This is a genomic window from Rhodococcus sp. G6(2025), from assembly GCF_058628105.1.
Genome location: NZ_CP179752.1, coordinates 363,423 through 389,444, shown reverse-complemented (window position 1 = coordinate 389,444; position 26,022 = coordinate 363,423). Strand labels below are relative to the sequence as shown.

General features: G+C 64.1%; 27 protein-coding genes. 10 read left to right on the top strand and 17 right to left on the bottom strand.

The genetic code is table 11. From position 1 onward, the window contains the following. Nucleotides 1-195: 195 nt before the first annotated feature. The 3 genes from ACLIVD_RS42675 to ACLIVD_RS42665 are packed head-to-tail and all read right to left on the bottom strand — an operon-like array spanning nt 196 to nt 2,638. The gene (locus tag ACLIVD_RS42675) at nt 196-939 is read right to left on the bottom strand and encodes an SDR family NAD(P)-dependent oxidoreductase (RefSeq protein WP_283334475.1); all 744 of its coding nucleotides are present in this window, start codon (nt 937-939) and stop codon (nt 196-198) included. Then, entirely contained in the window at nt 940-1,440 is a 501-nt protein-coding gene (locus ACLIVD_RS42670) for a Zn-ribbon domain-containing OB-fold protein (RefSeq protein ID WP_491933799.1), read from the bottom strand. It lies immediately after the preceding gene. Nucleotide 1,441: 1 nt separating this feature from the next. Then, nucleotides 1,442-2,638 carry a thiolase C-terminal domain-containing protein gene (locus ACLIVD_RS42665; protein WP_477922303.1) on the bottom strand — a complete coding sequence of 399 codons (1,197 nt, stop codon included), beginning with the start codon at nt 2,636-2,638 and terminating at the stop codon, nt 1,442-1,444. A 319-nt stretch (nt 2,639-2,957) separates the two neighbouring features. Here ACLIVD_RS42665 and ACLIVD_RS42660 point away from each other — a divergent pair, with 319 nt between their 5' ends. The 6 genes from ACLIVD_RS42660 (at nt 2,958) to ACLIVD_RS42635 (ending at nt 9,260) form a co-directional block, all read left to right on the top strand. Next, a complete protein-coding gene (locus ACLIVD_RS42660; RefSeq protein WP_491933797.1) occupies nt 2,958-3,491 on the top strand; it encodes a MaoC family dehydratase in 534 nt (177 codons plus the stop codon). Next, nucleotides 3,481-4,404: an HpcH/HpaI aldolase/citrate lyase family protein gene (locus ACLIVD_RS42655; RefSeq protein ID WP_283334479.1), complete on the top strand. Its 924-nt coding sequence runs from the start codon at nt 3,481-3,483 to the stop codon at nt 4,402-4,404. Before ACLIVD_RS42660 ends, ACLIVD_RS42655 begins: the two co-directional genes overlap by 11 nt. After that, nucleotides 4,401-5,636: a CaiB/BaiF CoA transferase family protein gene (locus tag ACLIVD_RS42650; protein WP_491933796.1), complete on the top strand. Its 1,236-nt coding sequence runs from the start codon at nt 4,401-4,403 to the stop codon at nt 5,634-5,636. The genes ACLIVD_RS42655 and ACLIVD_RS42650 overlap by 4 nt, the downstream gene beginning before the upstream one ends. After that, nucleotides 5,629-6,132: a MaoC family dehydratase gene (locus ACLIVD_RS42645; protein ID WP_491933794.1), complete on the top strand. Its 504-nt coding sequence runs from the start codon at nt 5,629-5,631 to the stop codon at nt 6,130-6,132. Before ACLIVD_RS42650 ends, ACLIVD_RS42645 begins: the two co-directional genes overlap by 8 nt. Next, entirely contained in the window at nt 6,129-7,472 is a 1,344-nt protein-coding gene (locus ACLIVD_RS42640; protein WP_491933793.1) for an MmgE/PrpD family protein, read from the top strand. Before ACLIVD_RS42645 ends, ACLIVD_RS42640 begins: the two co-directional genes overlap by 4 nt. 432 nt (nt 7,473-7,904) lie before the next feature. Continuing rightward, nucleotides 7,905-9,260 carry an MFS transporter gene (locus tag ACLIVD_RS42635; protein WP_491933791.1) on the top strand — a complete coding sequence of 452 codons (1,356 nt, stop codon included), beginning with the start codon at nt 7,905-7,907 and terminating at the stop codon, nt 9,258-9,260. Between the two features lie 769 nt (nt 9,261-10,029). Here the strand turns inward: ACLIVD_RS42635 and ACLIVD_RS42630 are convergent. After that, nucleotides 10,030-10,923 (bottom strand): HpcH/HpaI aldolase/citrate lyase family protein, encoded by an 894-nt coding sequence (locus ACLIVD_RS42630; RefSeq protein WP_491933790.1) that lies wholly within the window; start codon nt 10,921-10,923, stop codon nt 10,030-10,032. A gap of 395 nt (nt 10,924-11,318) precedes the next feature. On the opposite strand from ACLIVD_RS42630, the gene ACLIVD_RS42625 reads away from it, so the two are divergent. Together ACLIVD_RS42625 and ACLIVD_RS42620 are read left to right on the top strand one after the other, a co-directional pair. Then, nucleotides 11,319-12,443 carry an NDMA-dependent alcohol dehydrogenase gene (locus ACLIVD_RS42625; protein WP_491933789.1) on the top strand — a complete coding sequence of 375 codons (1,125 nt, stop codon included), beginning with the start codon at nt 11,319-11,321 and terminating at the stop codon, nt 12,441-12,443. 404 nt (nt 12,444-12,847) lie between these two features. Continuing rightward, the gene (locus ACLIVD_RS42620; RefSeq protein ID WP_206016500.1) at nt 12,848-13,126 is read left to right on the top strand and encodes a DUF3263 domain-containing protein; all 279 of its coding nucleotides are present in this window, start codon (nt 12,848-12,850) and stop codon (nt 13,124-13,126) included. A gap of 431 nt (nt 13,127-13,557) precedes the next feature. Here the strand turns inward: ACLIVD_RS42620 and ACLIVD_RS42615 are convergent, their stop codons facing one another. From ACLIVD_RS42615 to ACLIVD_RS42585, 7 genes are all read right to left on the bottom strand, one after another. Continuing rightward, the gene (locus ACLIVD_RS42615; protein WP_206016501.1) at nt 13,558-14,340 is read right to left on the bottom strand and encodes a TetR/AcrR family transcriptional regulator; all 783 of its coding nucleotides are present in this window, start codon (nt 14,338-14,340) and stop codon (nt 13,558-13,560) included. 502 nt (nt 14,341-14,842) lie between these two features. After that, nucleotides 14,843-14,995 carry a helix-turn-helix domain-containing protein gene (locus ACLIVD_RS42610; protein ID WP_241031775.1) on the bottom strand — a complete coding sequence of 51 codons (153 nt, stop codon included), beginning with the start codon at nt 14,993-14,995 and terminating at the stop codon, nt 14,843-14,845. Then, the gene (locus tag ACLIVD_RS42605; protein ID WP_491933788.1) at nt 14,983-15,438 is read right to left on the bottom strand and encodes a ribbon-helix-helix domain-containing protein; all 456 of its coding nucleotides are present in this window, start codon (nt 15,436-15,438) and stop codon (nt 14,983-14,985) included. Before ACLIVD_RS42605 ends, ACLIVD_RS42610 begins: the two co-directional genes overlap by 13 nt. Before the next feature lie 99 nt (nt 15,439-15,537). Then, complete coding sequence (locus tag ACLIVD_RS42600) at nt 15,538-16,203, bottom strand: ScbR family autoregulator-binding transcription factor (protein ID WP_491933787.1); 666 nt, start codon at nt 16,201-16,203, stop codon at nt 15,538-15,540. A gap of 224 nt (nt 16,204-16,427) precedes the next feature. Continuing rightward, a complete protein-coding gene (locus ACLIVD_RS42595) occupies nt 16,428-16,619 on the bottom strand; it encodes a hypothetical protein (protein ID WP_491933786.1) in 192 nt (63 codons plus the stop codon). A gap of 783 nt (nt 16,620-17,402) precedes the next feature. Continuing rightward, the gene (locus tag ACLIVD_RS42590) at nt 17,403-17,684 is read right to left on the bottom strand and encodes a hypothetical protein (protein ID WP_491933785.1); all 282 of its coding nucleotides are present in this window, start codon (nt 17,682-17,684) and stop codon (nt 17,403-17,405) included. Nucleotides 17,685-17,845: 161 nt separating this feature from the next. Then, on the bottom strand, nt 17,846-17,986 hold the full coding sequence (locus tag ACLIVD_RS42585; RefSeq protein ID WP_491933784.1) for a hypothetical protein: 141 nt from the start codon (nt 17,984-17,986) through the stop codon (nt 17,846-17,848). 1,170 nt (nt 17,987-19,156) lie between these two features. Between ACLIVD_RS42585 and ACLIVD_RS42580 the strand changes: the two genes are divergently transcribed. Further along, entirely contained in the window at nt 19,157-19,342 is a 186-nt protein-coding gene (locus ACLIVD_RS42580) for a hypothetical protein (RefSeq protein WP_491933783.1), read from the top strand. Between the two features lie 209 nt (nt 19,343-19,551). Here ACLIVD_RS42580 and ACLIVD_RS42575 read toward each other — a convergent pair whose 3' ends face one another. Both ACLIVD_RS42575 and ACLIVD_RS42570 read right to left on the bottom strand, forming a co-directional pair. After that, complete coding sequence (locus ACLIVD_RS42575) at nt 19,552-20,175, bottom strand: RES family NAD+ phosphorylase (RefSeq protein WP_491933782.1); 624 nt, start codon at nt 20,173-20,175, stop codon at nt 19,552-19,554. Between the two features lie 6 nt (nt 20,176-20,181). Beyond that, complete coding sequence (locus ACLIVD_RS42570) at nt 20,182-20,778, bottom strand: hypothetical protein (RefSeq protein ID WP_491933781.1); 597 nt, start codon at nt 20,776-20,778, stop codon at nt 20,182-20,184. Between the two features lie 548 nt (nt 20,779-21,326). On the opposite strand from ACLIVD_RS42570, the gene ACLIVD_RS42565 reads away from it, so the two are divergent. Next, nucleotides 21,327-21,653, top strand: a complete 327-nt coding sequence (locus tag ACLIVD_RS42565; protein ID WP_491933780.1) for a hypothetical protein — start codon at nt 21,327-21,329, stop codon at nt 21,651-21,653. 461 nt (nt 21,654-22,114) lie between these two features. Here the strand turns inward: ACLIVD_RS42565 and ACLIVD_RS42560 are convergent, their stop codons facing one another. From ACLIVD_RS42560 to ACLIVD_RS42545, 4 genes are all read right to left on the bottom strand, one after another. After that, nucleotides 22,115-22,996 carry a TIGR03619 family F420-dependent LLM class oxidoreductase gene (locus tag ACLIVD_RS42560; protein WP_491933779.1) on the bottom strand — a complete coding sequence of 294 codons (882 nt, stop codon included), beginning with the start codon at nt 22,994-22,996 and terminating at the stop codon, nt 22,115-22,117. Nucleotides 22,997-23,063: 67 nt separating this feature from the next. Further along, entirely contained in the window at nt 23,064-24,197 is a 1,134-nt protein-coding gene (locus ACLIVD_RS42555) for an acyl-CoA dehydrogenase family protein (protein ID WP_491933778.1), read from the bottom strand. After that, nucleotides 24,194-25,702 (bottom strand): class I adenylate-forming enzyme family protein, encoded by a 1,509-nt coding sequence (locus ACLIVD_RS42550; RefSeq protein WP_491933777.1) that lies wholly within the window; start codon nt 25,700-25,702, stop codon nt 24,194-24,196. The genes ACLIVD_RS42555 and ACLIVD_RS42550 overlap by 4 nt, the downstream gene beginning before the upstream one ends. Nucleotides 25,703-25,713: 11 nt before the next feature. Further along, nucleotides 25,714-26,016: a hypothetical protein gene (locus tag ACLIVD_RS42545; RefSeq protein WP_491933776.1), complete on the bottom strand. Its 303-nt coding sequence runs from the start codon at nt 26,014-26,016 to the stop codon at nt 25,714-25,716. Nucleotides 26,017-26,022 lie beyond the last annotated feature (6 nt).

The following is a 26,022-nucleotide window of genomic DNA, read 5'->3' as shown; positions in this document are numbered from 1 at the left end:
CAGTTCTCCTTGTCAGTTCGATGCAGTCATGGGCGCAATCCGCAGAGGGTCCGCCATCCGGGCGGCGTCCGCCCAGATGGCGGAGTAAGTCGGCGCCGGCGTGACCTGAATCATAACATTTAATAAGTGTTCAACCAACTAGTATTTTGTCAGCCGCAGGGATTGCACCTGCGTTCCGAGGAAATGGATTCCGCTCTAGATGTAGTAGCCGCCGTTCACGGCGATGTTCTGCCCCGTCATGAACCGAGCGCCGTCGCTGACCAGGAACGTGATGACCGGCGCGATGTCTCGATCCGGATCCCCGAACTCACCACCGAGCGGCACCTTCTGCAGAAGCAGCTCCTTGTACGCAGCAAGTTCCTCGTCGTTCATCTTTGCGAGATGATCCTCGAGCATCGCAGTCCTCGCCGACGGGTGAATGACGTTGGCCCGGATGCCGTATCGAGCCCATTCGACGGCGATCGTCCGAGTCCACGCCGTCACGGCGCCCTTGGACGCCGCGTAGGCCGCGCCGTTCGGATATGCGGTCAGCGCTGAGGAGGACGCGAAATTGGCGATGCTGCTTCTGTCACCCTTCTTCAGGTGCGGCAGCGCTGCCTGGTTCGTCAGCATCGGCCCCCGCGCATTGATGTCCATGACGCGGGCCCAGTCCTCGTCGTTGACATCTTCGGCCGGACCCTGCAGCAGGATCCCCGCGGCGTGAACCAGGGAGTCCACCCCACCCAAAAGATCGGCCGCCTCGTCGATCACCGAGAAGACCTGATCCCGATCGGTGACGTCGCACGTGAGGAAACGTTGTCCCGCCTGTTCGGCGACGCCGAGGCCTTGTTCCTCCGAACGGTCAAGCGAGACCACGGAGGCACCCTCCTTCGCGAGGGAACGCACACAGGCCGCTCCTACGCCGCTCGCGCCGCCGACGACTATTACCTTCTTGTCCACTTACTTCTCCGTTCCGACGCAGGTGTGAGCAAACCCGTAGACGGTCGCTCCGCCGGATGCCGGCAGCAGTACCGCGCGCACGGGCGTACCGCGCGTCAGCGCTTCGCCGCAGGTGCAGATGATCCGACCGGGCAGGCGCACTCCGGCTTTCAGGTCGACCGCTCCCGTCAGGTACGGCGCTATGCTTCGCCACGGCTCGGGGAGGCTGGCGCCGCTCGCGGGAAGCTCTGCGGCGGCTTCGTGAATACGGATCGCCACATCCACAGTTCCGTGCGGATCGATTGACTCCCAGGCATATTCACCGCTCAGGCACTCGTAGCAGTGCGTTGCGATCGGGAAACGCAACGTTTCACACTCGCCACATCGCTGGAGGGACAGGTGCCCATCGTGAAGAGACTCCCAGAAACCCGCGTTGTCGGGGTGCTGGTGCTGGGCAGGGCCCGGTGCAGCGTCCACGCGCTCCAATTCGACCACTTCACCTTTTCTCTGGCTTGCCGCCATGTCAGGCCACCTTCTCGTTCGTCAGGACCAGGGCGTCGCCCCACGGAGTGCCCCACAGCAGTGACTTCGCATCGTCGATCTGACGCTTCCCGGCCTCACCGCGAAGCTGGCGGACCATTTCGATCATGTGCCCGTAGCCGTACAGGTGCCCCTCCGCCAGGCTCCCGCCGTGCGTGTTCATGGGGAGCGGCGAGTCCAGTCCGATGCCCTGGTCGCGGCAATACGCGGCGGCCTCGCCCGCTGCGCAGAAGCCCCACCGCTCCAACGCCATCAACACTAGGGGGGAGAAAGGGTCGTAGGTGAAGAAGCCGTCAAGGTCGTCGCGTCCCACACCCGCCATCTCCAGCACGGGGAAGGTTTTCGGGGCCACGTAGTCGTAGCGCGGGCTCACTCCTGATCCCATGCCCGGCCGGGAAAAGAAGTCGTAGCTGTTCCGAGTGGCCGGAACCCCCTGCATCCCTGCGATATGCACGATGGGTCGACCCAACTCCCGCGCCCGCTGCGTCGAGGTCACCAGCAGACATGTAGCGCCGTCGACCGCGAGACACATATCGGAGGACCGCATATGGCCCATGAGCTCGGGCTCCTCCAGATACTGCTCGACCGTGAGTGGTTCCTCGCGCCGTACGGCCATGGGGTTGAGGTGGCCGAAAGCGCGCATGGTGACGGGAATTGCCGCCATGTCCGCAGATGTCGCACCGTACCGATCCATGTACTGCTCGATGACCAGCGCGGCGCCGGCCCCGGCCCCGGGCGAGCCGTGGAGTGTCCAGTTGCCGTAGGGCCCGCCTCCGTCTCGGAACGACTCATCGACGCCGCCGAGCGGTGAACTCATCGGAGGCAGTTCGAGGGCATACCCCGTCGCCGTGACGGCACTGTTGATCACGGCAACCACGTCCGCCAGCCCCATCGTCACTGCCATGGCTGCCTGCTGGACCGCCGTGGCCGCCCACCGGCCATGGGTCCACAGCTGCGAAACCCACGTCAGGTCCAGGCCGGCGGCCACGGCGAACTCGTCGTAGTCCACGCCACGCGGGGTGCCCCAATTGGTGACCATGCCCGTGACATCCGACTTCTTCAGATTCGCATCCGCCAACGCGGCTCGGAACGACTCGAACTCCAGGTGCAAGGCACTTCGCCCCGGTCTGCCGATGGACTCGCTCGTTCCCACGCCGACCACACACGCATCCAACTTCACGAAACCAAGCTCCTCTCCTGTGCACGGGTTGCCGTGCCCGATGGGCCGCGTGATCGGCGCCACTCCGACGACGATAACAGAAATAACTGATCAGCAAACTAGTCTTTTTCCTGGGCCGTCCCACTCGCCCCTGCTGCATCATTCGCCACGCGCCCACCAGGCCGCCACTATCTGACCGGACTCGATCCGCAGAAAACTTGTTCGTTGACAAACTTCAATTTCACGTCATGATTGACCCATGTACTCGACATCCAACGGGACTTCCGGTCCGTCTCCCACCGTCGCCGGTGAGTCGGCAGACTCACGCATATCGCACGACGTGGGCGACCCCGACTTCGATTCCTTCCCGCTCGTACCCAAGGGAAACAAGTACGAGGATTTCGAGGTGGGTCGGTCGATGACCCACCACTGGGGAAGGACACTGACCCAGGCCGACAACGTGTCATTTTCGACCGCGATCTGCGCGTGGCTGCCGGTGCATCTGAACGTCGAATATGCTCGGGCGCAGGGTCATCCCGACACGGTCCTGAACCCGATGCTTGTGCTGTGCACTGCGGTCGGGCTGTCCGTGGAAGATCTCAGCGAGAGTGGAGGCCCGTTTCTCGGTATCGACGACTGCGTCTTCGGCAGTCCCGTGTATCCGGGTGACACCATCACGGCGAGTTCGCAGGTGTTGAGAATGCGCACGTCCGCCAGCAAGCCTGGCGTCGGCATCGTTACCTGGCACACGACCGCGACGAACCAGCACGGCCAGCCCGTCGTGGAGTTCGTCCGCACCAACCTCGTTGCCTCCCGCGCCAAGCCACCGACAACAACACCGACTTCGAAAGCAGGAGAAAACCATGCCCACTAGCCGACTCCGCCGCAGCGAACTGTCCACTCCCGGACACAGCCCCAAGATGATCGCCAAAGCCGCTGCGAGCGACGCCGACCTCGTTTTCCTCGACCTGGAGGATTCTGTCGTTGCCGCCAAGAAGATCGAGTCGCGGCAGAACATCATCGAAGGTCTCACCACCCTCGACTGGGGTTCCAAAACCCGCGCCGTCCGCATCAATCCCGTCAGCACCCCCTGGTGCCACGGCGACATCGTCGACATCGTCACCGCAGCCGGCAACAATCTCGACGTCATCATCATCCCGAAGGTCTTCGGTCCCCGAGATGTCTGGTTCGTCGAAGACCTTCTGACGCAACTCGAGACCCATCTCGGCCTCGAGGTCGGACGGATCAAACTCGAGGTCCTCATCGAGGAGACCGAGGCCCTCTCCCGCGTCGAGGAGATCGCTGCCTGCTCCCCTCGCCTCGAGGCCCTCATCCTCGGCGTCGGCGACCTGTCCGCCAGTCAAGGCATCCGGCTCGGTCACATCGGAGCCGCCGCCGAGGGCGTGTACGGCTACCCCGGCGACGTGTGGCACTACGCCCGCAACCGCATGATCGGCGCCGCACGTGCCCACGGGCTCGACGCCGTCGACGGCCCCTACGGCGCGATCTCCAACCCCGACGGCTACGAGCGCGAAGCCACATGGGCCGCAACCCTCGGCAGCGTCGGCAAATGGGCCATCCACCCCAGCCAGATTGCCATCGCGAACCAGGTGTTCGCACCCACCCCCACCGAAATCAAACGTGCCACAGCGGCCGTACGCGCCGTCGAAGAAGCCGAACAAGCCGGACTCGGCGCTGCAGCGTTCGAGGGCATGATGATCGACGCCGCGACCACTCGGATCTTCGTTGCGGTCCTGGAGCGGGCCCGGCAATGCGGTGTCGCATGACTGCCGCCGCGACCGGTCCACTGCGCGGGATCAAGGTACTCGACCTCACCTCGATGCTCGCCGGCCCGTTCACGACGATGCTGCTCGCCGACCTCGGTGCCGACGTCGTCAAAGTCGAGCCGCTGACCGGTGACCGGACACGCGGCGTGGGACCGTTCCGTGAAGAGGACGATCCCGCACAAGCACTAGGCGGATACTTCCAGTCCGTCAACCGCGGGAAGCGCAGCATCGTTCTCGATTTGAAGAGCAGCGAGGGAGCGGAGCGGTTCCGCGACCTGGTCCGGGTCGCCGATGTGGTCGTCGAAAACTTCTCCTCCGGCGTCATGGAGCGGATGGGTCTGGGATACGAGGCCCTCGCCGAGGTGAATCCCCGGATCGTCTACGCGGCGCTGCGCGGATTCGGCGACGCCCGCTCCGGTGAGAGCATTTACGACTCGTGGCCGGCGTTCGATGTCGTCGCACAGGCCATGGGCGGCTTCGCCGGAATCACCGGCCTCGTGGACGGTGCGCCGCTCAAGGCCGGACCGGGAATCGGGGACATCTTCCCCGGCACGCTGCTCGCGCTGGGCGTCGTGGCGGCCGTCCGGCATGCAGAACATACCGGCGAGGGGCAATTCGTGGATATCGCGATGTATGACGCCGTCCTCGCCCTCTGCGAGCGCATCGTCTACCAGCACTCCTACCTCGGAGAAAACCCGAAGCCCATGGGCAACGGCCATCCCTTGTTGGCACCGTTCGACATCATGCCGACGCAGGACGGATGGATCGCGGTCGCCGCACCCAGCGACAAGCACTGGCGAATCCTCACCGAAACCATGGGATGCCCGGAACTCGCCGACGACCCCCAGTTCGCCGACAACACCGCCCGCGTGGTCAACGTCGTCGCGGTGCGAAAGATCCTCGGCGAGTGGCTCGCCGAACGGCCGACCGCGGACGTGGTCGCCGCACTCGGTGGTCGCGTTCCGATCGGACCAGTCAACACTGCAGCCGACATCTTCGCCGACGAACACGTTCGGACCCGGAAGATGCTGGTCGAGGTCGAGCAGCCCGGGTCCACCACGCCGGTGACGATTGCCGGCAGCCCACTCAAGTTCAGCTCGACACCGGCATCGGTCCGGGGTCGCGGCCCCAAGTTGGGCGAGCAGAAACCCGACGCCGTTCTCGCCGAATGGACCGCGACTTATCAGGACGGGTCGGTGTCGGCGACAAAGGGAGACGAAAGCCATGACTGAGCACCACAACGCGGACAGCGCGATACTCGGCGCCCAAGGCTGGTTCGAGGACTTCTGGCCCGGCCAGAAGATGCGGCACTCACGCGCGGCGACCGTCGGCGAGCTCGAGGGCAGCGGGCCGGCGAAACAGGTGATGAACACGGCGCAAGCGCATTTCAACGATCATTTCTTGAAGGGGTCGCCGATGGGTGACGAGCGCCTCGTGTTCGGCCTCGCAACGGCGTCCCTGGTGTACGGACTGGCCTCCCAGGACACGGCCGAGCACGCCGTCGCCGAGCTCGGCTGGTCGCAACTACGGTTTCGCGCACCCGTCCACCACGGCGACACGATCAGCGCCTTCACCGAAGTCCAGTCAGTCACTCCGGGCGATGCACCCGACGCGCCGGGCACAGTCGTGTTCCGCCACTGGGGGCGCAACCAGAATGGCGACGTCGTCTTCCAGGGCGAGCGGTCGACATTGATGCGGCGTCGAGCTTCCCAGCCCGCTGCCGTATGACGACCCTGACTGACGAGGTCATCTCGAGGGTCCGGACCATCGGACATCTCTCCGACGACGTCGTCGCCGGCGCTCGCCATTGCATTCTCGACACGCTCGGGGTCGCGATTGGCGGTATCCACGAGCCCGTGACCATACACGTTAGGGCCGAGGCGCTCGAGGAGGGCGGTCGGCCGCTGGCAACGTTGTGGGGTACCGGCGAGCGGGTCTCTCGCAGCCAGGCGGCCCTGGTCAACGGCACCGCAGCACACGCGATCGATTTCGACGATGTCGTTTCTCGGATGGACGGCCATCCCTCTGCCCCGCTGCTGCCCGCGCTGTTGGCGACAGCCGAGAACAGCGCCCTCAGCGGTCGTGCCTTCATCGAGGCCTTCGTCGCCGGTTTCGAAACCGAGGCCCTCGTCGGCCAACTGATGAAACCCTCCCACTACGCTCGCGGTTTCCACGCGACCGCCACCGTCGGCACCTTCGGTGCGGCGGCGGCGGTCGCGCACGCCCTCGGGCTCGATACCGGCGAGTGGTCCCATGCGTTCGGAATCGCGGGTGCGCGAGCCGCCGGCCTCAAGTCCATGTTCGGCTCCATGACGAAGCCGCTGCAGGTCGGCGCGGCGGCGGAGAACGGTATGCGGGCCGCAACGCTCGCTGCCCGCGGGCTGACAGCGCACCCGGACGTCCTCGGGACAAGCCAGGGCTTCCTCGACACCCAATCGGACGCGACTGGTACGCCGGCGGCATGGGACTGGACGGGATTCGCCATTTCGGATGTTCTGTTCAAGTACCACGCGGCGTGTTACCTCACGCACTCGGCGATTGAGGGCGCACTGGCGCTCCGAGACGCCGGGGTGCGGCCGGAGCAGGTCGAGACCATCGAACTCCTGGTCCCGAGCGGCCACCTGAGTGTGTGCAACATCGAGGAGCCGACGACGCCGCTCGAGGGCAAGTTCAGCTTGCGATTCACTACCGCCATGGCGCTTGCGACCGGCGACCTGAGCGAGCAAGCCTTCTCGCCCGCCACGTTGACCGACCCTCGTGTCGTCACCCTTCGTAACCGCGTCACCGTCAAGGCCCGCAGCGACGAGAGCCGATCCACCGTCGTCCGGCTCACCGACGTTGAGGGTCGCGAACAGGCCGTCGAGGTCGACGTCAATCGGCCTGTTCCCGCGGATCGGCTGGGCGGACGCTGGGACTCGTTGGTCGCGAAATTCCACTCGCTCGTCGATCCGGCTCTCGGCGCTGACGCTGCCCATCGCATCGTGACCGAAGTGTCAAATCTGGCCGACGCGGAGACTGTCGGACCCTTGGCGGCCGCGTTGTCACCGCACACTCAAACCCCTCGGTAATTCGGTGGGCAGGTTCTCGCACGCTCTCATGTAAAGCGTTGTGCACCACACCCGCTCGGCCGATACACAGCCGATCGATCGCTGCGCAGCACGCACCACAGCATGATCCCTCTCGTCACCACAATGAAACGGAACTACCTCCTACTTTGCGAGAGCTGTTTGGCAGCTTGATATTCGAGATCCCACTTCGCTTCCGTTGACGCGCCGGAACACCTTGACAATCCTAACTGAGCGGCAAACAATGTTGTGACGCACATAACGTCGAGGAGAGCGTCACGTCCACGCCGTCACGCCAGGAATCCCGCGTCGGGAAGCACCATGACGCCCGCGTGCGAACAAAAGACCCCCACACGAAGACACGCGCAGCCGATCCGGCCGAAGCGCCAGGCAAATGGAGTGGTGCCCTGAAACGTAGATAGCAGACCTGAACCATTGCGCTTCTACAACGATTGGTCGTTGATCATGTCCCCAGTCAAGAAAACCGTTGCCGATGATGACCGCGAGAGTACGGAATGGAGAAGAGGCGGACGAACAGTCCTATTCAGTGCTATCGGATACGGATCCGCAGCAGTACTTTTCGTCCTCACCGCTAGCGTATTCGTCAAACCCACCATGCAAGCAACAGGGTGGAGCACAAGTGAAGTCCTGGTCTCGCCGATAGCCATCTTGCTGTTGACGGCCTGCGGGCCGCTTGCGGGACGTATAGCAGACCAGTGGGGCGCCCGTCGCACCATCGTGACCGGCCTCGTCCCGTACATCGTCATGCTGGTGCTTTTCGCGACATTGCCCATCAATAAATTCACCTTCTATGGGCTGGCCGTAGCAATCGGCATCGTCGGGTCATTTGCATATATGGTCCCGTTCAATCGCGCGGTGGCCTCCTGGTTCGATAAGGGCGCAGGAAAAGCCTTCGGCCTCGTCGGAGTGGGTTCGGCTGTCACACCACTGCTCGCAATACCGCTCGTGACGCTCGCAATTTATAACATCGGCTGGCAGGCAGGGTATTTGATTCTTGCGGGTTTCGCGCTGCTGATTTCGATGCCGGCTGTGCTCTTCGGAATAAAAGAGCGGCCTCATCAGGGAGAAGACGTCCCCGTCAGTCGCGGATCGGAGTCCGCGGCGGACCTGTCCACTCCCCTCAGCGTGAAGGCGGTACTCCGCACGCCTCGCTACTGGGTATTCTCGTCCAGCATTGTCGCGGTGACAGCGGCAACAACGGCGTTCATCGCAAACCTACAGCCGATGCTCCTCGATGGGGGCGTAAGCCTGGCGGTAGCAACAACCGTGACAACCCTGTTCAGCGTCGGTATGGTCATCGGCCGTCTAGGCGGCGGTGCGTTGCTCGACATCTTCCCCAAGCACAAGGTAGCGGTAGCTGTCACGATTCTGCTCGTCGCCGCTCTAGGCGCCCTTTCGATGACTGTCGCCGGCTCCGTCCCAATTGCCATAACTGCGATCGGAGTCATGTTGGTTGCAGCAAGTTCCGGGGCAGAGGCAGACTTCGGTGCGTATTTCCTCTTGAAAGAATATGGCCGCACCAATTTCGGGTCGTTGTACGCAACCGCACTGGCGTTCAGCGGGATAGCAGGCGTGTCATATCCCTACGTATTCAGCTTTATCCGGGATTCGACGGGCAGCTACTTCTGGGCGACGATCGCCGGCGCGGGGGCCTTGGCCCTCGGGGCGCTAGCCATCCTCATTTTCGGCCTGACCGGACCCCGCGGTTCGACAAATTCATCCGACCGGACACAGTCCTCAACAGATCGAGACACCGTCAGCGCAGTTTGATGGACGCGCGGGGCCATGAAGTTGTCAACTGCATCCGTTGATTTCAGCTGTGGCAAGAGGCACAAGGGTCACCCTTCGAATCAACTTCCGCCAACAGGCGGACACGAGGGTGACCCTTGCCATGGTCCTGCACGGCGTGTCTTGGATGATGATTCACCGTTTCGAAGCCCCTGTAACCCACGAGCGCCGTCACCACCGAGAAGCCCATGACCGTAAATCATCGCCGATACGGCATTTACTGCAGCACAGAGAATCCGATCTATCAGTCACGGAATCGGAGCAGCCGAATCAATCAGCTCCCACGACGCCGCCGAGGACTTCCGTGGGTGCTCGACCGGACGACTGCCGAGGACCGTTCGATTGTCCCGGCGCGGGTCGCTCTGAATTGAAGGTCGAGGCCACCGGCGTCCGGCGGTCGAGCGATCGACCGGGGTCCGCGCGCCTGACGAAACCCGCATCGCCCAGATACGAAGACGGGACTGGCCCTTGCGACCGATTCCGAACAGGATGCAACTCCCCCGCCACCGAGACGACTGTGCCGCGAATGGTGACGGCGGTGGTGAACAGTGTCCCCATTCGCCCGTGTCAAGTCCGGGCGGGGTCGGCGATTGTCCCCGCCGCGAACATTCCGGTGACCCGTGATTCGATCATGCGGTCGGCGTTGGATCCTCTGCCCGAGCACCCGCACCCCCCGGTCCTCGGCCGCAGTCGACACGCCGTCCACCGCGCAATTAACGCCGTCTCCCCAACCTGGGGCGGTAGCCGTGGTTCACGTTCGAGCGAGACTCGGATCGCTCAGATCGCGGATTGCCGCATCGAGCACAAGAATTCGCTGAGCATCGCGTACGTGCAAGCTCTCGATCATCTTCCCATCCACGACAATGACACTTTCGCCTGCGGCCAGTGCCTGTTCGTACGCCGACACCACCACGTGTGCATGCTCGACTTCCGCCGCGGAGGGGCCGAATACGTCGTTCGATGGCTCGATCTGGGAGGGATGAACGACGGTCTTACCATCGAACCCCATATCGCGGCCCTGTTGAGATTCGGCCGCAAAGCCCACCTTGTCGCCGATGTCGTTGAAAACACCGTCCAAGATCACTTTACCTGCCGCCCGCGCACCCAATACAGCAAGAGACAACGCAGTCGACACCGGTGCGCGACCGGGGCGGCTGATCGCATGCAAGTCGTTGATCAAGTCATTCGTACCGACGATGAGAACGGCAAGGCGGTCGCTGGCCGCAGCGATCTCTTCGGCTCGTAGGAAGGCTGCCGGCGTCTCGATCATGACCCACAGCTTCAACCTGGGTGATGCGCCTGCCGCTTCGAGATCGGCGGACAGCATTCGAACCTCCTCGGCCGATTCGACTTTCGGCACGAGGATCCCGTCGGCCTCGGTCTGCGCCACTGCGGCGACATCGCTCCGGTGCCATTCGGACCCTATACCATTGATTCGCACCACGATTTCTCTCGGTTGATACACGCCCGAGTCGACCGCTGCGCACACCCGCTCGCGTGAAGCGACCTTGGCGTCATCGTTCACCGCGTCTTCGAGATCGAGAATCAGTACGTCGGTAGCCAGACCTGCAGCTTTATCCAGCGCGCGAGCGTTATTGCCTGGTACATAAAGAGCAGTACGACGGGGGCGAATCTCGGGGATCATCAGATTTGTTTCCTCTCGACCGGCAGTTCGGGTTGCGTGACCTCGGCACCCAGCGTCCTCGAAGGCGCTCGCCCGAGATGAGCGGGTGCGACCTACCTACTAGGGCGGCGGAAGGCGGTTTTATTGTTATTCAACTAGCAATTAATGTCAACTGCCCGCTCCCAGGCATCCAGGCGTGCCACAGCTACGTCCTCACCTCGACGAACATGCTGCGGTAAATCATAGTTGCTTGACAATCTACGAACTTTCTACACACTGATACCCGTGGCTGGAATCACTCCCCAAGAGGCTTGGGGTAGGCAGCATCTCGCCAGTGCCGCTGGCTCCGAGCAATATTGACGCGCGAATGGGAGTCCCAGCCGCCGTCCATCTACGCCCACGGGAGGCTCACGCTTATGAGGACACGCGCAGCCGTGCTGCACGAATCACCCGGCTCATGGAGTGTCGAGGAGGTATTGCTCGATGCTCCGCAAGAAGGCGAGATCCTCGTCGAAATGGTGGCGACCGGCTTGTGTCACAGCGACGACCACATCGCTACGGGCGATATGCCGGCCACTCATCTGCCGATCGTGGCAGGACACGAGGGTGCCGGCATCGTCAGGGAACTGGGACCGGAAGTGAAGGGGCTCGAGATCGGCGACCACGTGCTGACATCCTTCATCCCGGCGTGCGGCCAATGCCGTTGGTGCGCCGGCGGAATGCAGAATCTGTGCGATCGTGGGGCGCTCATCATGCAGGGACATCAGCTCGATGGAACCTTCCGCATGCACACCTCCGACGGCCGGGACATCGGAACGGCAGGGTTACTCGGCACCTTTGCCGAGTTCCAGGTCTTCGACCAGCAGTCCGTGATCAAGATCGAGAAGGATATTGCACTCGAGATCGCCTGCCTTGTGGCATGTGGTGTCCAAACTGGTTTCGGATCCGCTTCGGAGGCGGGTGCCGTGAGGCCGGGCGACACGGTTCTCGTCGTCGGAGTCGGTGGCATCGGAATGAACGCGGTTCAGGGCGCACGCGCGGCCGGCGCAGCACACATTATCGCCGCGGATCCCGTTGCGCAGAAGAAGCGATGGGCCCTCGAGTTTGGTGCGACCGAGTCACATGACTCCATCACCGCCTCGATGGAGCGCATCTGGCACCTGACCAACGGCCAGGGCGCGGATGTCGTGATTCTCTGTCCGGGCGTGGTGACCAACGCCCTTCTCGGCGAGAGTTACGAGGCCGTCCGCAAAGCCGGCACCCTGGTAGTGACGGGCATTGGCCGCGAATCCGAGGAGGCGGTCATCCCAGGTCTCAACGCTAACGCTCTGGCACTGCCGCAGAAGCGCATCCAGGGCGCCCTGTATGGCATGAAGTCGCCGCGCCAGGCGATGCCGATGCTGTTGGACATGTACCGCGCCGGCAAGCTCATCCTCGACGATCTGGTCACCGCCACCTATACCCTCGACCAGATCAATCAAGGCTTCGACGACATGCGTCGCGGGCGCAACATCCGCGGCGTCATCCACTTCGCTCAGTAGACGTGCGATACGCACTCTCATCGAGGGAGCACCTCGACCATGCGAACGGACATGTGGTCCAGCCCGCGCTAGGATCTCATCCCTGGGTGGAGCGCTGGTCTGCCATAATTTCTGTCCAGCGAAGACTTGATCAGTGCGCTCTTCGTCCTCGGACTCGCAGTGGGTGGCCTCTCGATCGCGACACGAGGCGCTGCGCTATCGCCGCACCATCACGATCGAGAACCCTGGAGGATCGTCTATCGCAAGCGCTCCTGAGCGCACTAATCCGTTATCCACACCTAACACTGGGGCCGACAGTATGTGGCCGCCGGTTCGTCGCCGAACAACCGGGGCCGAACGCAGCACCGTCCGTCTAGTTCTCGTATCGGACGAACCCCACCGGCCACGTAGGGAGAACACACAATATGCCCGGCACGAACAACGTTCGACCCACCGAAAAGACGCGAATGCTCAGTTTCGCGCTCCAATGGCAACAATACGGCGGTGGTTCCAACGAGGAAATCTACGTAAACTTCGGCCTCTCCCCCATGCAGTACTTCATGCGACTGCTCAGGATTCTCCGAAGCCCCACAGATCTCGATATGAGTGTGATCTCAGAACTCAATGCGATCTGCGCCAGCCGCCTCGACACCGAACGAGCCCGACATCACGACGAGGCGGGTCACCCTGGCGACGAGAGATAACCAAATGCTGTGGATCGAGGGTCGTCAGGCGACCTCGGTCACGGGTGTCCGGTGCGCGGTTCCGAGGTGATCTCGACGGGGCGTTCCGACGAGCTTGCCCTTTGAAAAGGCGCACCGGCCTGCGCCACCGCTACCAGATGTGGTGCATTTACGGACCTGGACCGGGCTCGGGCTTGGACGGCCTCGGTCGATCGTCTACGGAGGAACCGATGCATGCGCCCGGTACGTCGGCACGCTGACCAAATTCTTCAGGGCCAATACCCCCGTTGACAAGCAACGTGGACCGAGTATTGGCCGTCTCGCTGGCTGGCTGGGCGGCTATTGACAGGCACCAGAGAAAGCCGAGCCCAATATCCAGGAGGCGACGCAGCCGCTCCGAGGGAAGGCCACTCCGTCGTGAGCAGTTTAATCAGTGCGCCATCCCTGACCTCCTACGCTGGACGGTTTTTCCGCTGTCCTGCGCTCGACGGTGTCTTCCGCTGTCCTGCGCTCGACGGTGTCTTCCGCTGTCCTGCGCTCGACGGTGTCTTCCGCTGTCCTGCGCTCGACGGTGTCTTCCGCTGTCCTGTGCTCGACGGTGTCTTCCGTCGACGACCGCGGCCGAGATGCTGCATGCACTGCTCAATGAAAAGCGTGAGTAAGGCGATCGGGTCGGTGCCCTCAGGATCGAGCTGCCACAAGTAACCGACTCCGCGCAGGTGCGCGATGATCGCCGTTGCTTGCTGCTCAGGGTCTACTCCCGGCTCGATCGAACCGTCCTCGATTCCGGTCCTGATAATCGATGCAAGTTGAGACCGGAAATCGCGGTGGAAATTTTCGAACCTCGCGCGTAGGTCCGGGACCGGCCTGAGCGCCTCGAACATCAGGGCGTACATAACCGCCAGTGACCATGGGTCGCGTTCATAGGCATCCCGGATTTTTGTGAGTAGGACCCGTAGAGTCTCGAGCCCGTGCAGCCCGTCCGTGTCCGACAACTCCGTATCGAGACTCCAGTGCTCTTCAATCTCGTCAACGAGCACTTCGAGGAGTTTGGGCTTCGATCCAAATCTGGCCGTCGCGAGACTCCGGCTATAACCGGCCCGTTCACCAACAGCGGCCAATGTCATCATCTGATAACCGCACTCGACCACGAGATCGCCGGCCGCACGGATGAGCAGGCGCGTCGAGCGCTCGGATCGGACTTGATGGCCGTTCGGCTCATTTGGATTCGCCACGAGTCAATTATAGTTGATTGACAAGAACAGGCTTCCCCTGAACCAGGAGACACTCACACGCTGTGCCGGATCGGCGGGCCAGCGAGGTGACTATGGGCTGCCTCGTGCATTAACTCGCCCGGTCCGAGCCATGCCGGCTGGGGCCGCGTTGAGGTTGGCCGAGCATCTCGGATCCCGGGGCCGCGGGTCGGGCCGAATGCTTCCAACAGAAGTCAAGGGCGCGGGCCCAGGTTCTAACCGGCCAAGCTGAGGACTTCCACACGTCTCTTGCGCGGCCGGCCTTCAATCCGGTTCGACCTTCAGGCTGTGTCGGTGTTAAACCCAGACACTGAGCGGGTTGCGGGCTCGGCCAGAGGACACGTGTCGAGCACCGCCGCGAACATCCGGACAGTCTATCGCCCACCCGGTCGGAACCTTACCTGCTGCCGCTGCGGGCTCGTCGCCGCTCCGCGACCGCCTTCCGCGCGATCTTCAACTGCTCCGCGACCCCCGCCGGATCGTCCTAGTCGTCGATCGGAACCGCGGGCTGCGCGAGCGCCTCGTCCTGACGAGCCCGGCGCTGCTGCTGATACTCGAGCACATCCCGCAACAACAACCGGTGCCGGGTGCCGACCTTCTCCCCCGGCAACTCCCCCACATCGATCAACCGGCGCACGTCGGCCGGCTCACCCCGAGAAGATCCGCGTACTCGTCCGCCAACTCCTCCAGGCGGCGTTTGGTGTCCTCATCGAGCCGGAAGACATGCCGTTTCCCGAACGGGTTCCCCTGCGGACTCGGCACCCTTCTAGCGGCAGGCGGGTGGGTGGCCTGGTTGGCGGCCGCGGTCTGCCGACGGGTGTTCCGGGCGATCAGCAGGTCCCGGATGGCGTCCCCGCGGTAGATCTCCTCGGTCACCGCCTGATCGAGGTCGCGCGGGTTCGCCAGGAGCTGGCGGGCGGCCAACCGCATGAGTTCGGCGCGGTCGGAGTCCAGCCGACCGGCGAGGGCGTCGAGCTGGCCGCGCAGGTCGTCGTCGAAGTGCACGTTCGTGCGCGGGCCGAGGGTTTCCGGGGTCAGGTCGGTGCGCGCTGGAGCAGGTCCGGTCACCGGCGTACTCATGCCGCTGTTGTTCCGATCTCGGTCGCCGCGTCGTGCGGGTGGCGCACTTATCGGTCTGCGGCGAGCATGTACAGGTCGTGTGTCGGCGCGCTGAGCGCACTAATCCCGACCGCCGGGCGATCCGGTGACGGGAACATCGGTGCGGGCCGCCCGGATCCGCATCATGCCGGGATGCCGGGTGGTCGGCATGATCCCCGGCAACAGGAACCCCCACATCTCGTCCACGCGCTGCTCGAGATCGGTGCGATGGGTCAGAACCTGAGACACGGTCTGAACCCCGGTGAACGCACCGATGACAAACCGCGCGAAACTCGGCGGGTCGATGCTCTCGACAAGATCACCCTCGGCGACCGCACGGGCCGCCAACGCCTGACATGCGGTGATCCAATCCAGATAGGGGCCCGCGGGGCCACGGTCGTCGGCGCTGAGCTCGAGGGTGATGCGGATCCCGGCCCGCACGATCGGGTCCTGCACGATCTGCCGGGCCATCTCGTGGCAGAGCATCACGATCTGCTCGATCGCCGACGCCTCCTGCGCGGCGATGGCCTGCACCGCGGAGATGGAGATCCGGTGCTGCTCGGCGATGATGTGCCGGGCCAGATCCTCCTTGGACCGGAAATGAAAATACAACGCCCCCTTCGTCATGCCCGCCGCCTCCAGGATCTCGACGAGACTGGCGCCCTCGAACCCGGACTTGTCGAACATTTCCGCTGCCCCGCGGACGATCTGCGCCCGGGTCACCGCCGCCCGTTGCTGTTGCACCATCTACCGCACCTTCCATGCCTTCGCGCTGCAGCACGGTGACTTTCGGTCGCACCCTTTGCAGCCTGCGCGACGCTACCACTGGCACCGGTGCGCCTCACCCCCGAATAAAACCCGCGTCCACCTGCACAGCCGCCGTCACCTGCTCACCCGAAAACAGACCACGGTGCCGCTTCTTCGGGTGGGTCCGCCCGGTCAGCCAGCGCCGTCGCGGCTCCGGTGTGTCGCTATCGGTGGTCGCGACGATATTGCTCGGCGAGCTCGTCGGCATCCCGCGCCAGCCAGGTCAGCTCCCCCACCGACCCATCCCCAGGAAAGTGCAGATCCGCCCACCGGCACTGCGGCCCGCGGACGCACACCAACGCCAACCCGGAATCGGACAACGTCTGCCACAACTGCTCACCCACCGGCGACCCCACGTCCCCATTCAACCGCAACACACCGCACTGACACGAGGAACAGACCGGCCAGTCCGACCTCGAACACCCGCACCCACCACCGGGCGCTGTACACCACATACCGGCGATCTCCTTGCCCGGGCGGGCGGAATTCGGGAGGATCGGTACCGGCCGAGTCGATCGGTCCGGCATCGAATCCACCTCGGCACAAACAACACTCGCACTCGAATGCGCGACGCCGACGCGGGCGAGCTTGCACCGACGGCCGCCGTCCGCAATTACAGCCCACCGAGAAAGTCATGTGGCCTCGGTCACACTTCGGCGATCGGGGCGGGCGGCGGATCTACCATTTCCTCGCACCGGAGCACGAAGGAGCAGGTCGCCAAACCAAATACGCACGCCAAACCTGTACTGGCCAGCGGCGATTGGTGCACACACCGCTCGCCGAATTCCGTCGATCGGTCGATAATTTCACACGCAGCGCATCCGAGGTGCCATCAGCGACGCCGACCACCCAGGCGCACCAGCGCGGAGCCGCACCGCCTAGCGTTGCGAGGTCAGGCTTGACGCGGCGGGTACCAGTTGTACGTCCCGGCGAGGCCTGGCCGGAGGGGACTCCACTCCGACCGGGCCGCTTCGGCTCACCCAGGGCTTCACCGTGTCTCGGGCAGCCTCTGGCGCGTAGGTCAGAGCGGCCGAGATGGTTTCAGCTTCCATTGATAGTGCAGTCGCGGGCTCGACGCCTTGGACTCAGCTGGTCCCGTACCGACGCCCGCGCACTCCCGGCGGCTTACCTCGTCGCTTTCACCCGACACAGATCAGGACGCCCACGACCGCTACTGCGACCAGCGAGGCGGCGCCGCAGATCAGCCACGCCCGCGTTGCCAGCTGCCGCCACCGATCGCACCGCTCGTCCACATCCGCGACAGCGACCGAGCCCACCGGATTCGGATGGGACGCCCGGGACTGCGCAAGGCGGCGGACCTTCGCGTCCGCGCGCGCCGCCACACCGAACGAGACGGGCACCACCAAAAGCGTCACCACCAGCAGAGCAACCATGAGACCTACGCCCGTCCCGAACATCATCGTCCCTTCCACAGCAAACAGGGCCCGTCACGGGTGCCGCCCGTTGATCACCGGCCACGCGGAGCCACGGGCACAACCACGCCCCTGTCAGCTCTATCGCCGAACTGCCCCCTGATGTTTCACTCACCGGCATCGGCGCAGAACTATGAGGCGCCGCGGGCCTACACGCCGGGCATCGGGAACTTCCACACCGCCACCACAACCACGCCCATGATCAGACCGGCATACAGAACAGTGCCAACCACACCGACCCGCAACATATTCAGCAGATTCAAACCCACGTTTTCGGCGTTCCGTGCCATGACAACTCTTCTCTCACGTGCAGATATTCTCTCGGCTGCCGCGTCGATGACGCGTTCCAGCCATTGTGGACCGTCTTCGATACCTGCACATTGGCCGAAATACCTACACCCATACCCGAAATTGGGTCTGGAGCTTTGGGTCTCGACCTAGCGTTGCAACCGAACGCCCCCGAGCACCAGGCTTCTCCCACAAATTCAGCTGTGTTCTACATCACACACCCGTGTTCGGGCCCTGTCCGCCCAAACATTTCGCGACACCGGCACAAATCGTGCGAGGTTCGCTAACCAGCCCACCTGAAGGGAACCGACCGGACCGTTGATCGTCAGCGTCAACGGCAAGTGAGCGGTTCGCCGCACATACTCCATTGCATTGCACAGACAGCTACGGATACGGCCGGACACGCTGCAGCACAGAACAACCAGTGGACGATACAAGCTTGTCGCTCGATCACTCGATGCCGAAATCCGCCGGCACTGTTGTGGCGAAGCAGAACTCATCGGGTCCGGCAAGTACCAGGCCCTGTCGCAGGCTCGCGCCGACCCTGGACCGTGAGAGTGCCACCGGTCGCACCCAGCGTAAGCAGCTTCAAATGAAGCTTACTGGTCGGTAATTCAGAGGTGCGAAAATAGCACAATGGCCTGGATCACACTCTATGGACTTTCCTGCTCCGGCTCATGAAAATCATTGATGCGCTGCTCGTTACTACGTGCAGGTTGTCCGTGTAGCGCCCCTGCCAGCTGATAAACATCGTTGGCGGGGGCTGCGCTTGGCTGCGCCACAACACATCAACCGACGGGACGCCGCCCTCACGGGCACCTCCGACGCGGCGACGCTGACGTCTCCTCGAAGGAGTCACCCCTGGCTGTCATCTCGTTTGCCTACTTCGGTGCACGCATCCTCCCCCGCCTCTTCTACCGAGAGGGTATGACGCAGACCACCGACGAAACCTGAACTCGGCAGACCGCTTCCGACTGGTAGACGAACCCTGTTGTCCACCAGTCTTAGTCGGCCCGTTACGGGTTGTCACGTCGCAGAGCTGACACCGACAACCAGTCCCACGACTGACATCCCCACACGGCGCCGCAGCGTGTATGCAGTTCTGCGGGGGGCGGGCGAGGAACGTGCGCGCAGATCGCTGCCATAGTGTGTTGCCGGTGGGAATCGAACGAATGTCACTGGAGTTGCCGGCCGGCGCGGCCCGTGACGACGCGGAGAAAGAGGCGGTCGCATGGTTGCGGGCCCAGGGCGGCCGCGCCTGGTCCGATCTGTCCCTGCAGACGATCCTGACCACCGATTCGCCCGGGATCAGCCGGTACACTTTCACCTACTGGGTCGACGAGAACGACCGGCACTGACCACCCTGCGATCACCCACCGCCCGGCGATCACGCATGCGACGATCCTTTGCTGCCGGCCCGAACCAGGCGGCCGCCCAGCACAACCCGACTCGAAGGTACTTCTTTGACGCGGCCGCGTCGCCGGCCTCTACCTCACTTTCGCTCCGCCCCGAATCAGCTCCATCGCTGTCGCGACCTCGGTGTGCCGCTACCTGCCGGCACGCGGGATCAGGGTCCGAGCGCGGCGTTGTGCGGGGTGAGAATCGCACCCAGCAGGTAGTGCCCGTCGGCGGAGTCGAGCGCGATTACGCCTCCGACGGCGGCGACGGCGGGGTGGGTGTGCGCGGCCGGGTCGTCGGCCAGCATCCAGGCGAGAGTGTTCTCGTCGTGCCGCGGCCGGTATTGCACGCCATCGACATCGGGGTTCGCGGCGAGGATCGCGGCGACCCACCGGCGGGTGTGCAGATACCCGGAGGGGTCGGCGCCGGCGTTGATCCGGGACGCCCCGGTCCCGGTCAGATCCACGACCTTCACCGTGCGGGTGGTCCCCAGTTCACTCAGGACCCGGCCGGCGATCTTCGCCCGCGGGATCAGCCGCGGGGACTGGTCGACAGGAAGGTTGCGGCAGAGCGTCTCGGCGACCGCCGCGGCCGGACTGTCACCGAGGTACAGGTACGCGTAGGAGCCGTCGAGACTGTCGAACCGGCCCCCGACCCGGGCCCTCGGCCGGGCGGTGGGGTTCAACTCCGCGGCGCCGCGGGTGGCGCTGTGGATGCGCCACAGCGAGGTATCGGCGGGAATGGTGGTGATCAGGGCAGCGGGCAACGGTGTGGGTGGATCCGGGTAGGTCACGCGGGTTCAGTCCTGCGTCAGGTCGTCGGCCATGTCCCGCAGATCCTGCTCGTGACCGCCCGCAGCGGCCAGGGCGGCCGGGGATCGTGGGTCGTCGGCGAAGTCGGTCGGGCTGAGCCACCAGGACGCCACCCCCCACGGGTCGCCCTTCGCGCCAAGGGCCCGGTTGATCTCGGCGACGATCGGGCGGACCTGCCGACGGTCGGCGTCGAACTGGAACGCGGGATACAGCTTGTGCCCCGACACCGGCAGCGCGATCACCGTGCCGGCCGCCGACAACCGGCTGGCGGTGTTCCGGCTGGTAGCCGCCTTCCCCAGGACACGGCTGACGGCGGTGGAGTCGAGCATCTCGTGCTGCTCGACGATCGAGTTCAGCACCGACGCGACGATCCGCGTGCGGGCCACCGCCGCCGCGGCCGGGTTGGCGACCGCCCGCTCCTGCTGCCGTGCCAGCGCGGGGCTCATCGACAGCAACGCCGTCACATCGTCACGGACAGGACGCAGGGCCGGCCGGCGGGAGAACTCCTCGACCAGCAGCTCGACGAGGTCCGGATCCGACAGGGCATGGATCGAGTCGCGGGCACGATCACGGTCGACGAGCATGTCCACCACCTCCACGTTGTGCCAATAGTGTACCGCGTACCATGCGTGTCACGAAAGACGGGCCGGACGGACTCGACACGGATGCCCTCTCGCCGATACTGCGCCCCTCAGTCGGTCCGCAACATGCGCCCCGCCCTGCCGTGCCGGCATGGATCGGCATTCGCACTCACCGACATCGCGCGAACCGCCTCGGCCCCGCAGACAACAACGAACCTTCGCTCGATAGCCGAGGTCAGCACCGTCCGTCCTTCGGGCCTCGGCGAATATCCACGGCCACGGAGTCCGGCGGTCGATGCACTTCAGCGACCGGCATGCGCGCATGAAATTACTTAGCAAAAAGAGTTAGCACTCACGTGATACGAGTGCTAAATTCGTGTGGGGTCTACGTCACAAGCGACAGACCCTCGACCGAGTCGCAACCCTCGACCACCGAAACGGCCTCGAGCACACCGTTCCCGTTGCGCCCGAACAGTTCTTGACGACGCTTCCGGTCTCGCCAAACCCATTCGTCCCGTCGACCCGACTCGTCAACCGTGAGAAGGAGGATCATGCCCGCCGCCGTCCCCCACAGCCCCGGCGCCGACCACCGCATGTGTTCCTCCCTCGACGACACCGAGATACGGAAACAGCACGGGTCGCGGTTGCCCGCCGTGTCGATCGCCCTCGGGGCGCTGTCCGTGGCGTCGTTCTGGGTGGTCGGACTCGGCTTCCTCTTTGGGGTGGCCGCGGTGGTCTGCGGCGCCGTCGCCACCTCGCGGTCCGCGGTAGCCGACGACGAGGCGGCATCGTTGCGAGCCCTGCTGGGCGTCGTTGCCGGCGCCGCGGGTATCACCGTTTCCGCGATCGCCCTGTTCCCCATGCTGGCGCACCTGTGAACCGCGAACTCGGCCCACACATTTGCGGTCATCATCCTGCCTGACCCACACCACCCCGGCACCACCGTCCCTGACCAAGGGCGACACCATCGCGACCAACACATCTCGGGGTGCTGCACCGCCGGAGATCACGTGGGATCACATGGTGATAGTTCGACACTGTTCAGCTCATGGAGAGCCACGTCGAACGTGGTCGTCGGGATGCGGAATCCTCGTCCTCCGACGCGCGGAAACAGTCGCGAACGTTGGCGAGTTCACACGCGAGGTCTACTGCTGTTCGATCGCCCACGGTCTCATCCTGCCTTGAGTGGGCGGGAATCACACTGCGACGATCGACGAACGTGAAGGCCGTCAGGGGGGCGCAGCATCCGGTTCACGGGAGGGGATTTGGCGTTCGAGCAGATCCGCCAGCTTCTCGATTGTGACGTCCATGGTGCCGAACAAATGTTCAGACGCCTGATTTACCCCGCGGCAATGCGATCGGCCGGCCGCACGCCCAGATCGTCGGCGGCCTTCGCCAGATTGGCGCGCCGCTCTTCGACGGTCGCACCCTTCCAGATCGAGTCCGCCCACACGACCAGGTTGGTCATGCCGTGATCGTGGTACCGCTGTAGCTGGGTCACGCTCGTTGCGTCGACACGAACATAGCAAACGAATTCGCCTGTTTTACCGTACTTTTCACGACACCGTGCTATCTCAGTGACCAGTTCCAGCGATCCCTCGAACGAGGGCGTGCCTGACGTGAACCAGCCGTCTCCGAGCCTCGCCGCGCGGGCCAGTGCCTTGGGCCCGTTTCCTCCCAGTATGACGGGGATGTCCACCTTTCGCGAATGCATCTGGACCGAGCCGATGTCGAAGTGTTTGCCATTGTGCACGAACGGTTTCCCGGACCACGCCGCCCTCAGCACCTCGATGCACTCCTCTGTTCGCGACGTCCGCGTCTTGTAGGGCACTCCGAGTGCAGCGAACTCTTCCTCCAACCATCCGGCACCGACGCCGAGTAACACTCGGCCCCCGCTCAGTTCCTGAACTGTGATAGTGGTGCGCGCGGTGAGCAACGGATGGCGCAGTGGGGCCAGGTACACGGCGGTACCCAGTCGGATCCGTGTCGTCGAGGCGGCGATCGCCGCATGCACCGCCCAGGGGTCGGTCAATTCGGTGTTGGTGTCCACGATCGGGCCGGCATGGTGACTGTGCGCCTGCGTCCCGTCGGTCGGATGATCACTTCCGTACCCGATCGGATGGAAGATGTGTTCACCGAGCCATAGCGCATCGAATCCCAGTTGGTCCGCTGATATCGCCAACTCCAACAGGTCGCGACCTGTCATGCCGAACGCGGACAATCCAAGTGACGTCACTGGCCTTCCTTTCGTGATCTCCCGAGGCATCTGGGCGTTCCGACCCCATGCGTCAACTCAGTGCGAGTTCGAGAAGGCGCTCGGCATGATGCTGCGGCTTGCCCAGCAACCCCTCACTGCTCAGGGCCCGCCGATAATAGAGATGAGCAGGGTGCTCCCAGGTGAATCCGATACCGCCGTGGACCTGAATACACTCGCCCGCAGCGAGAACTGCGGCGGGAGCGCATGCCATTGCCGCCATCGCGGCCGCGCGCGACAGTTCGTCGGCGGTGCCCTTCGCGGCCGCCCAGATGCCGTGCTCGACTGCAGACTCGGCGCTTTGCACGGCGACCGCCACCTCGGCGAGCTTGTGCTTGATCGCTTGGAAGGAACCAATGGGCCTACCGAACTGTATGCGTTCACGTGCGTACTCGACAGCCATATTCAGAACAGTCTTCGACTGTCCTAGCTGTTCGCATCCGATCGCCAGCAACGCGAGATCACGGGCACGGGACGTCAACTGCCCGGCGTCGCCGAGCGTACCGACCACCTCCGCAGGAACACTTTCGGCCGTGATCACGGCCAGCGGCCGCGTCGGATCGAGTGTATGCATGGAGTCCCGCCGCAGGTGTTTGCCTTCGACGGCGAAGAGGGTGCACCCCGAGGCGTCCCGGACCGGTATCAGAATGAGATCTGCTGTTGCTCCGTCGATCACGAACTCTGCTGTCCCCGACAGGGTGTACCCGTCGGGCGTCTGTTGGGCGGTGAAGGGAGCGGACTGTTCGGCGAATGCGTGGTCACCGATGAGGACCGGATCGAAGATCACGGTGGCGGTGGCCTCTCCCACGGCAAGCCGGGGAACCCACTTGTCCGAGATGTCGCAACCGGCTGCAGCGAGAAGAACTTCGGTGGCGACGAAGGTACTCAGGTAGGGCACAGTGGCCAACGTCGCTCCGAGTTCCTCGAGGACCACAGCGGCCTCCGCGAAGGTCGCCCCCACCCCGCCCAGGGCCTCGGGAACGGCCAGGGCAGGCGCCGCGAAATCTCCACTGAGTGCCGACCACAGCTCCGTGTCGGTGCCGCCCGCCGACGCCTTCTCGGCCCGTTCGAGGAGATTTTCGGGTGGATTGACCTTGCGGACCATCGCGATGATCGATTCGCGAAGCAGTATACGATCTTCGGTGGCTTCGGAGTATTCGAGGATCATGCAGGCGCTCCTTCGAGAGGGGCGGCCAGTTCGGTACGTACCTCACGACGCAACAGCTTCCCGAGCTCGTTGTAGGGCAACTCGTCACGATAATGGATCAGGGCGGGAACCCGGGTCGAGCGCAGGGTCACACGGACCAATTCCTGCAGTTCCTCGATGCCTGCGGCTTTGCCGGCAGCGAGCACGATCACAGCTTCGACCCGCTCACCCCACTCCGCGTCCGGCACACCGACCACAGCGACGTCGGCCACGGCTTCATGGCTGCGCAAGCAGTCCTCGATCTCCGCCGGTGCGATGTTCTCGCCCCCCCGGACGATCACATCGTCCGCGCGGCCGTGGAGGAAGAGGTAACCGTCGGCGTCGAGGTGACCATGATCGCGGGTGGGGTACCACCCTCCCTCCCCCACTGCCGAGTGCGAAAGGTACTCCCCTGACACTTGTTCGCCGCGCACCCAAACTTCACCCGCCGCACCGGCCGGTAGCACTGATCCATCATCGGACCGCACCTCGAGTTCGATAGAGGGGATCGGCCGGCCCACGGACCCGAGCCGCGCGCGAACCGACGGGTCCTCGCTCGCCGCCGCGATCCGATGATCGTCGGGCCCCAGAACCGCGATGGTCGAACTGGTCTCGGTGAGCCCATAGGCATTGACCAGATCCACTCCGGGTAGCAATGCGAGCGCACGCTCGACCGTCTCCACCGGCATCCGGCCACCCCCGTACGACAGATGCCGCAGCGCGTCGAGCCGCTTGCCACGTCGTTCGAGCACATCGAGAATCCGCCCCAGCATCGTCGGAACCACCATGGCATGCGTGATGTCCTCATCCGCGGCAAGATCCACCCAGGATTCCGGGTCGAACGCAGGAAGCTGAACAATACGACGTCCCGAATACACCGACGTGAGCGCCGAGCTCACCGAGGCAATGTGGTACGGCGGGACCGAAACCAGGATCGCTTCCTCGGGACCCGCATTGAAGAACTCGACGGTACTGACCACGTACGGCACGAGATTGCTGCTTCGCAGAACGGCGGCCTTCGGATCACCACTGGTGCCGCTGGTGAAAAGCAGCACCGCTGGCGAGTGTTCGTTCCGCGCCGCGACTGCTTCGTCGGCGCCGGTGTCCGATGTCGACAGATCGAGCATGCTCACGCTGGCGCTGGCGCTGTTGCTGGACTCGACTCGGGCGGTGAAGTCGGCGCCGGCGACCACCGCGACCGGTGCGAGTCGTTCGAGCGCGCGGCCGACCTGCTGGTCGGTCCACCGGTAGTTGATGGGAGCGAACGGCACACCCGCGTAGCTGCACCCGAACAGCAGCGCAATGCACGTCGGCGAGTTCAGGTCGAGATACGCCAACGCCTGCGCGTCGAGCCTGCCGATCTGGGAACCGTAACCACGGCTCAGTTCGAGCAGTTCGCGGTAGGTCAGTCCGTCGCCTCGGGTACCGACGGCGATTCGGTCACCGTCCGCGTCTGCGGCCATTTCCAACAGCATCGAAAGATTCATGGTCGTACCCATCAGTCCGAGGAAGGAAGGGCCTTGGGCACCGACAACTCGAGTGGCCGGTCATCGGCCGATACGGAACCGGCACCCGGCTTGACGCACAGGACTTCCACGCCGGACTCCGTGTCGATGTACCTTTTCCCCAGCACGGTGCCCGCATCGAAGCCGGCCGCAGGGGCGCCGACCGCCTCGGTCGACTCGTCCGGTGCCAGCATCGGTGCACCACCGCAGCACAAGGTGACGTCTCCGGTACCGGCGCGAATGACCATGACTTCGGTGCTGCAGACCGCGCTGCGCATTTTGGCACCAGTTTTCATTACATA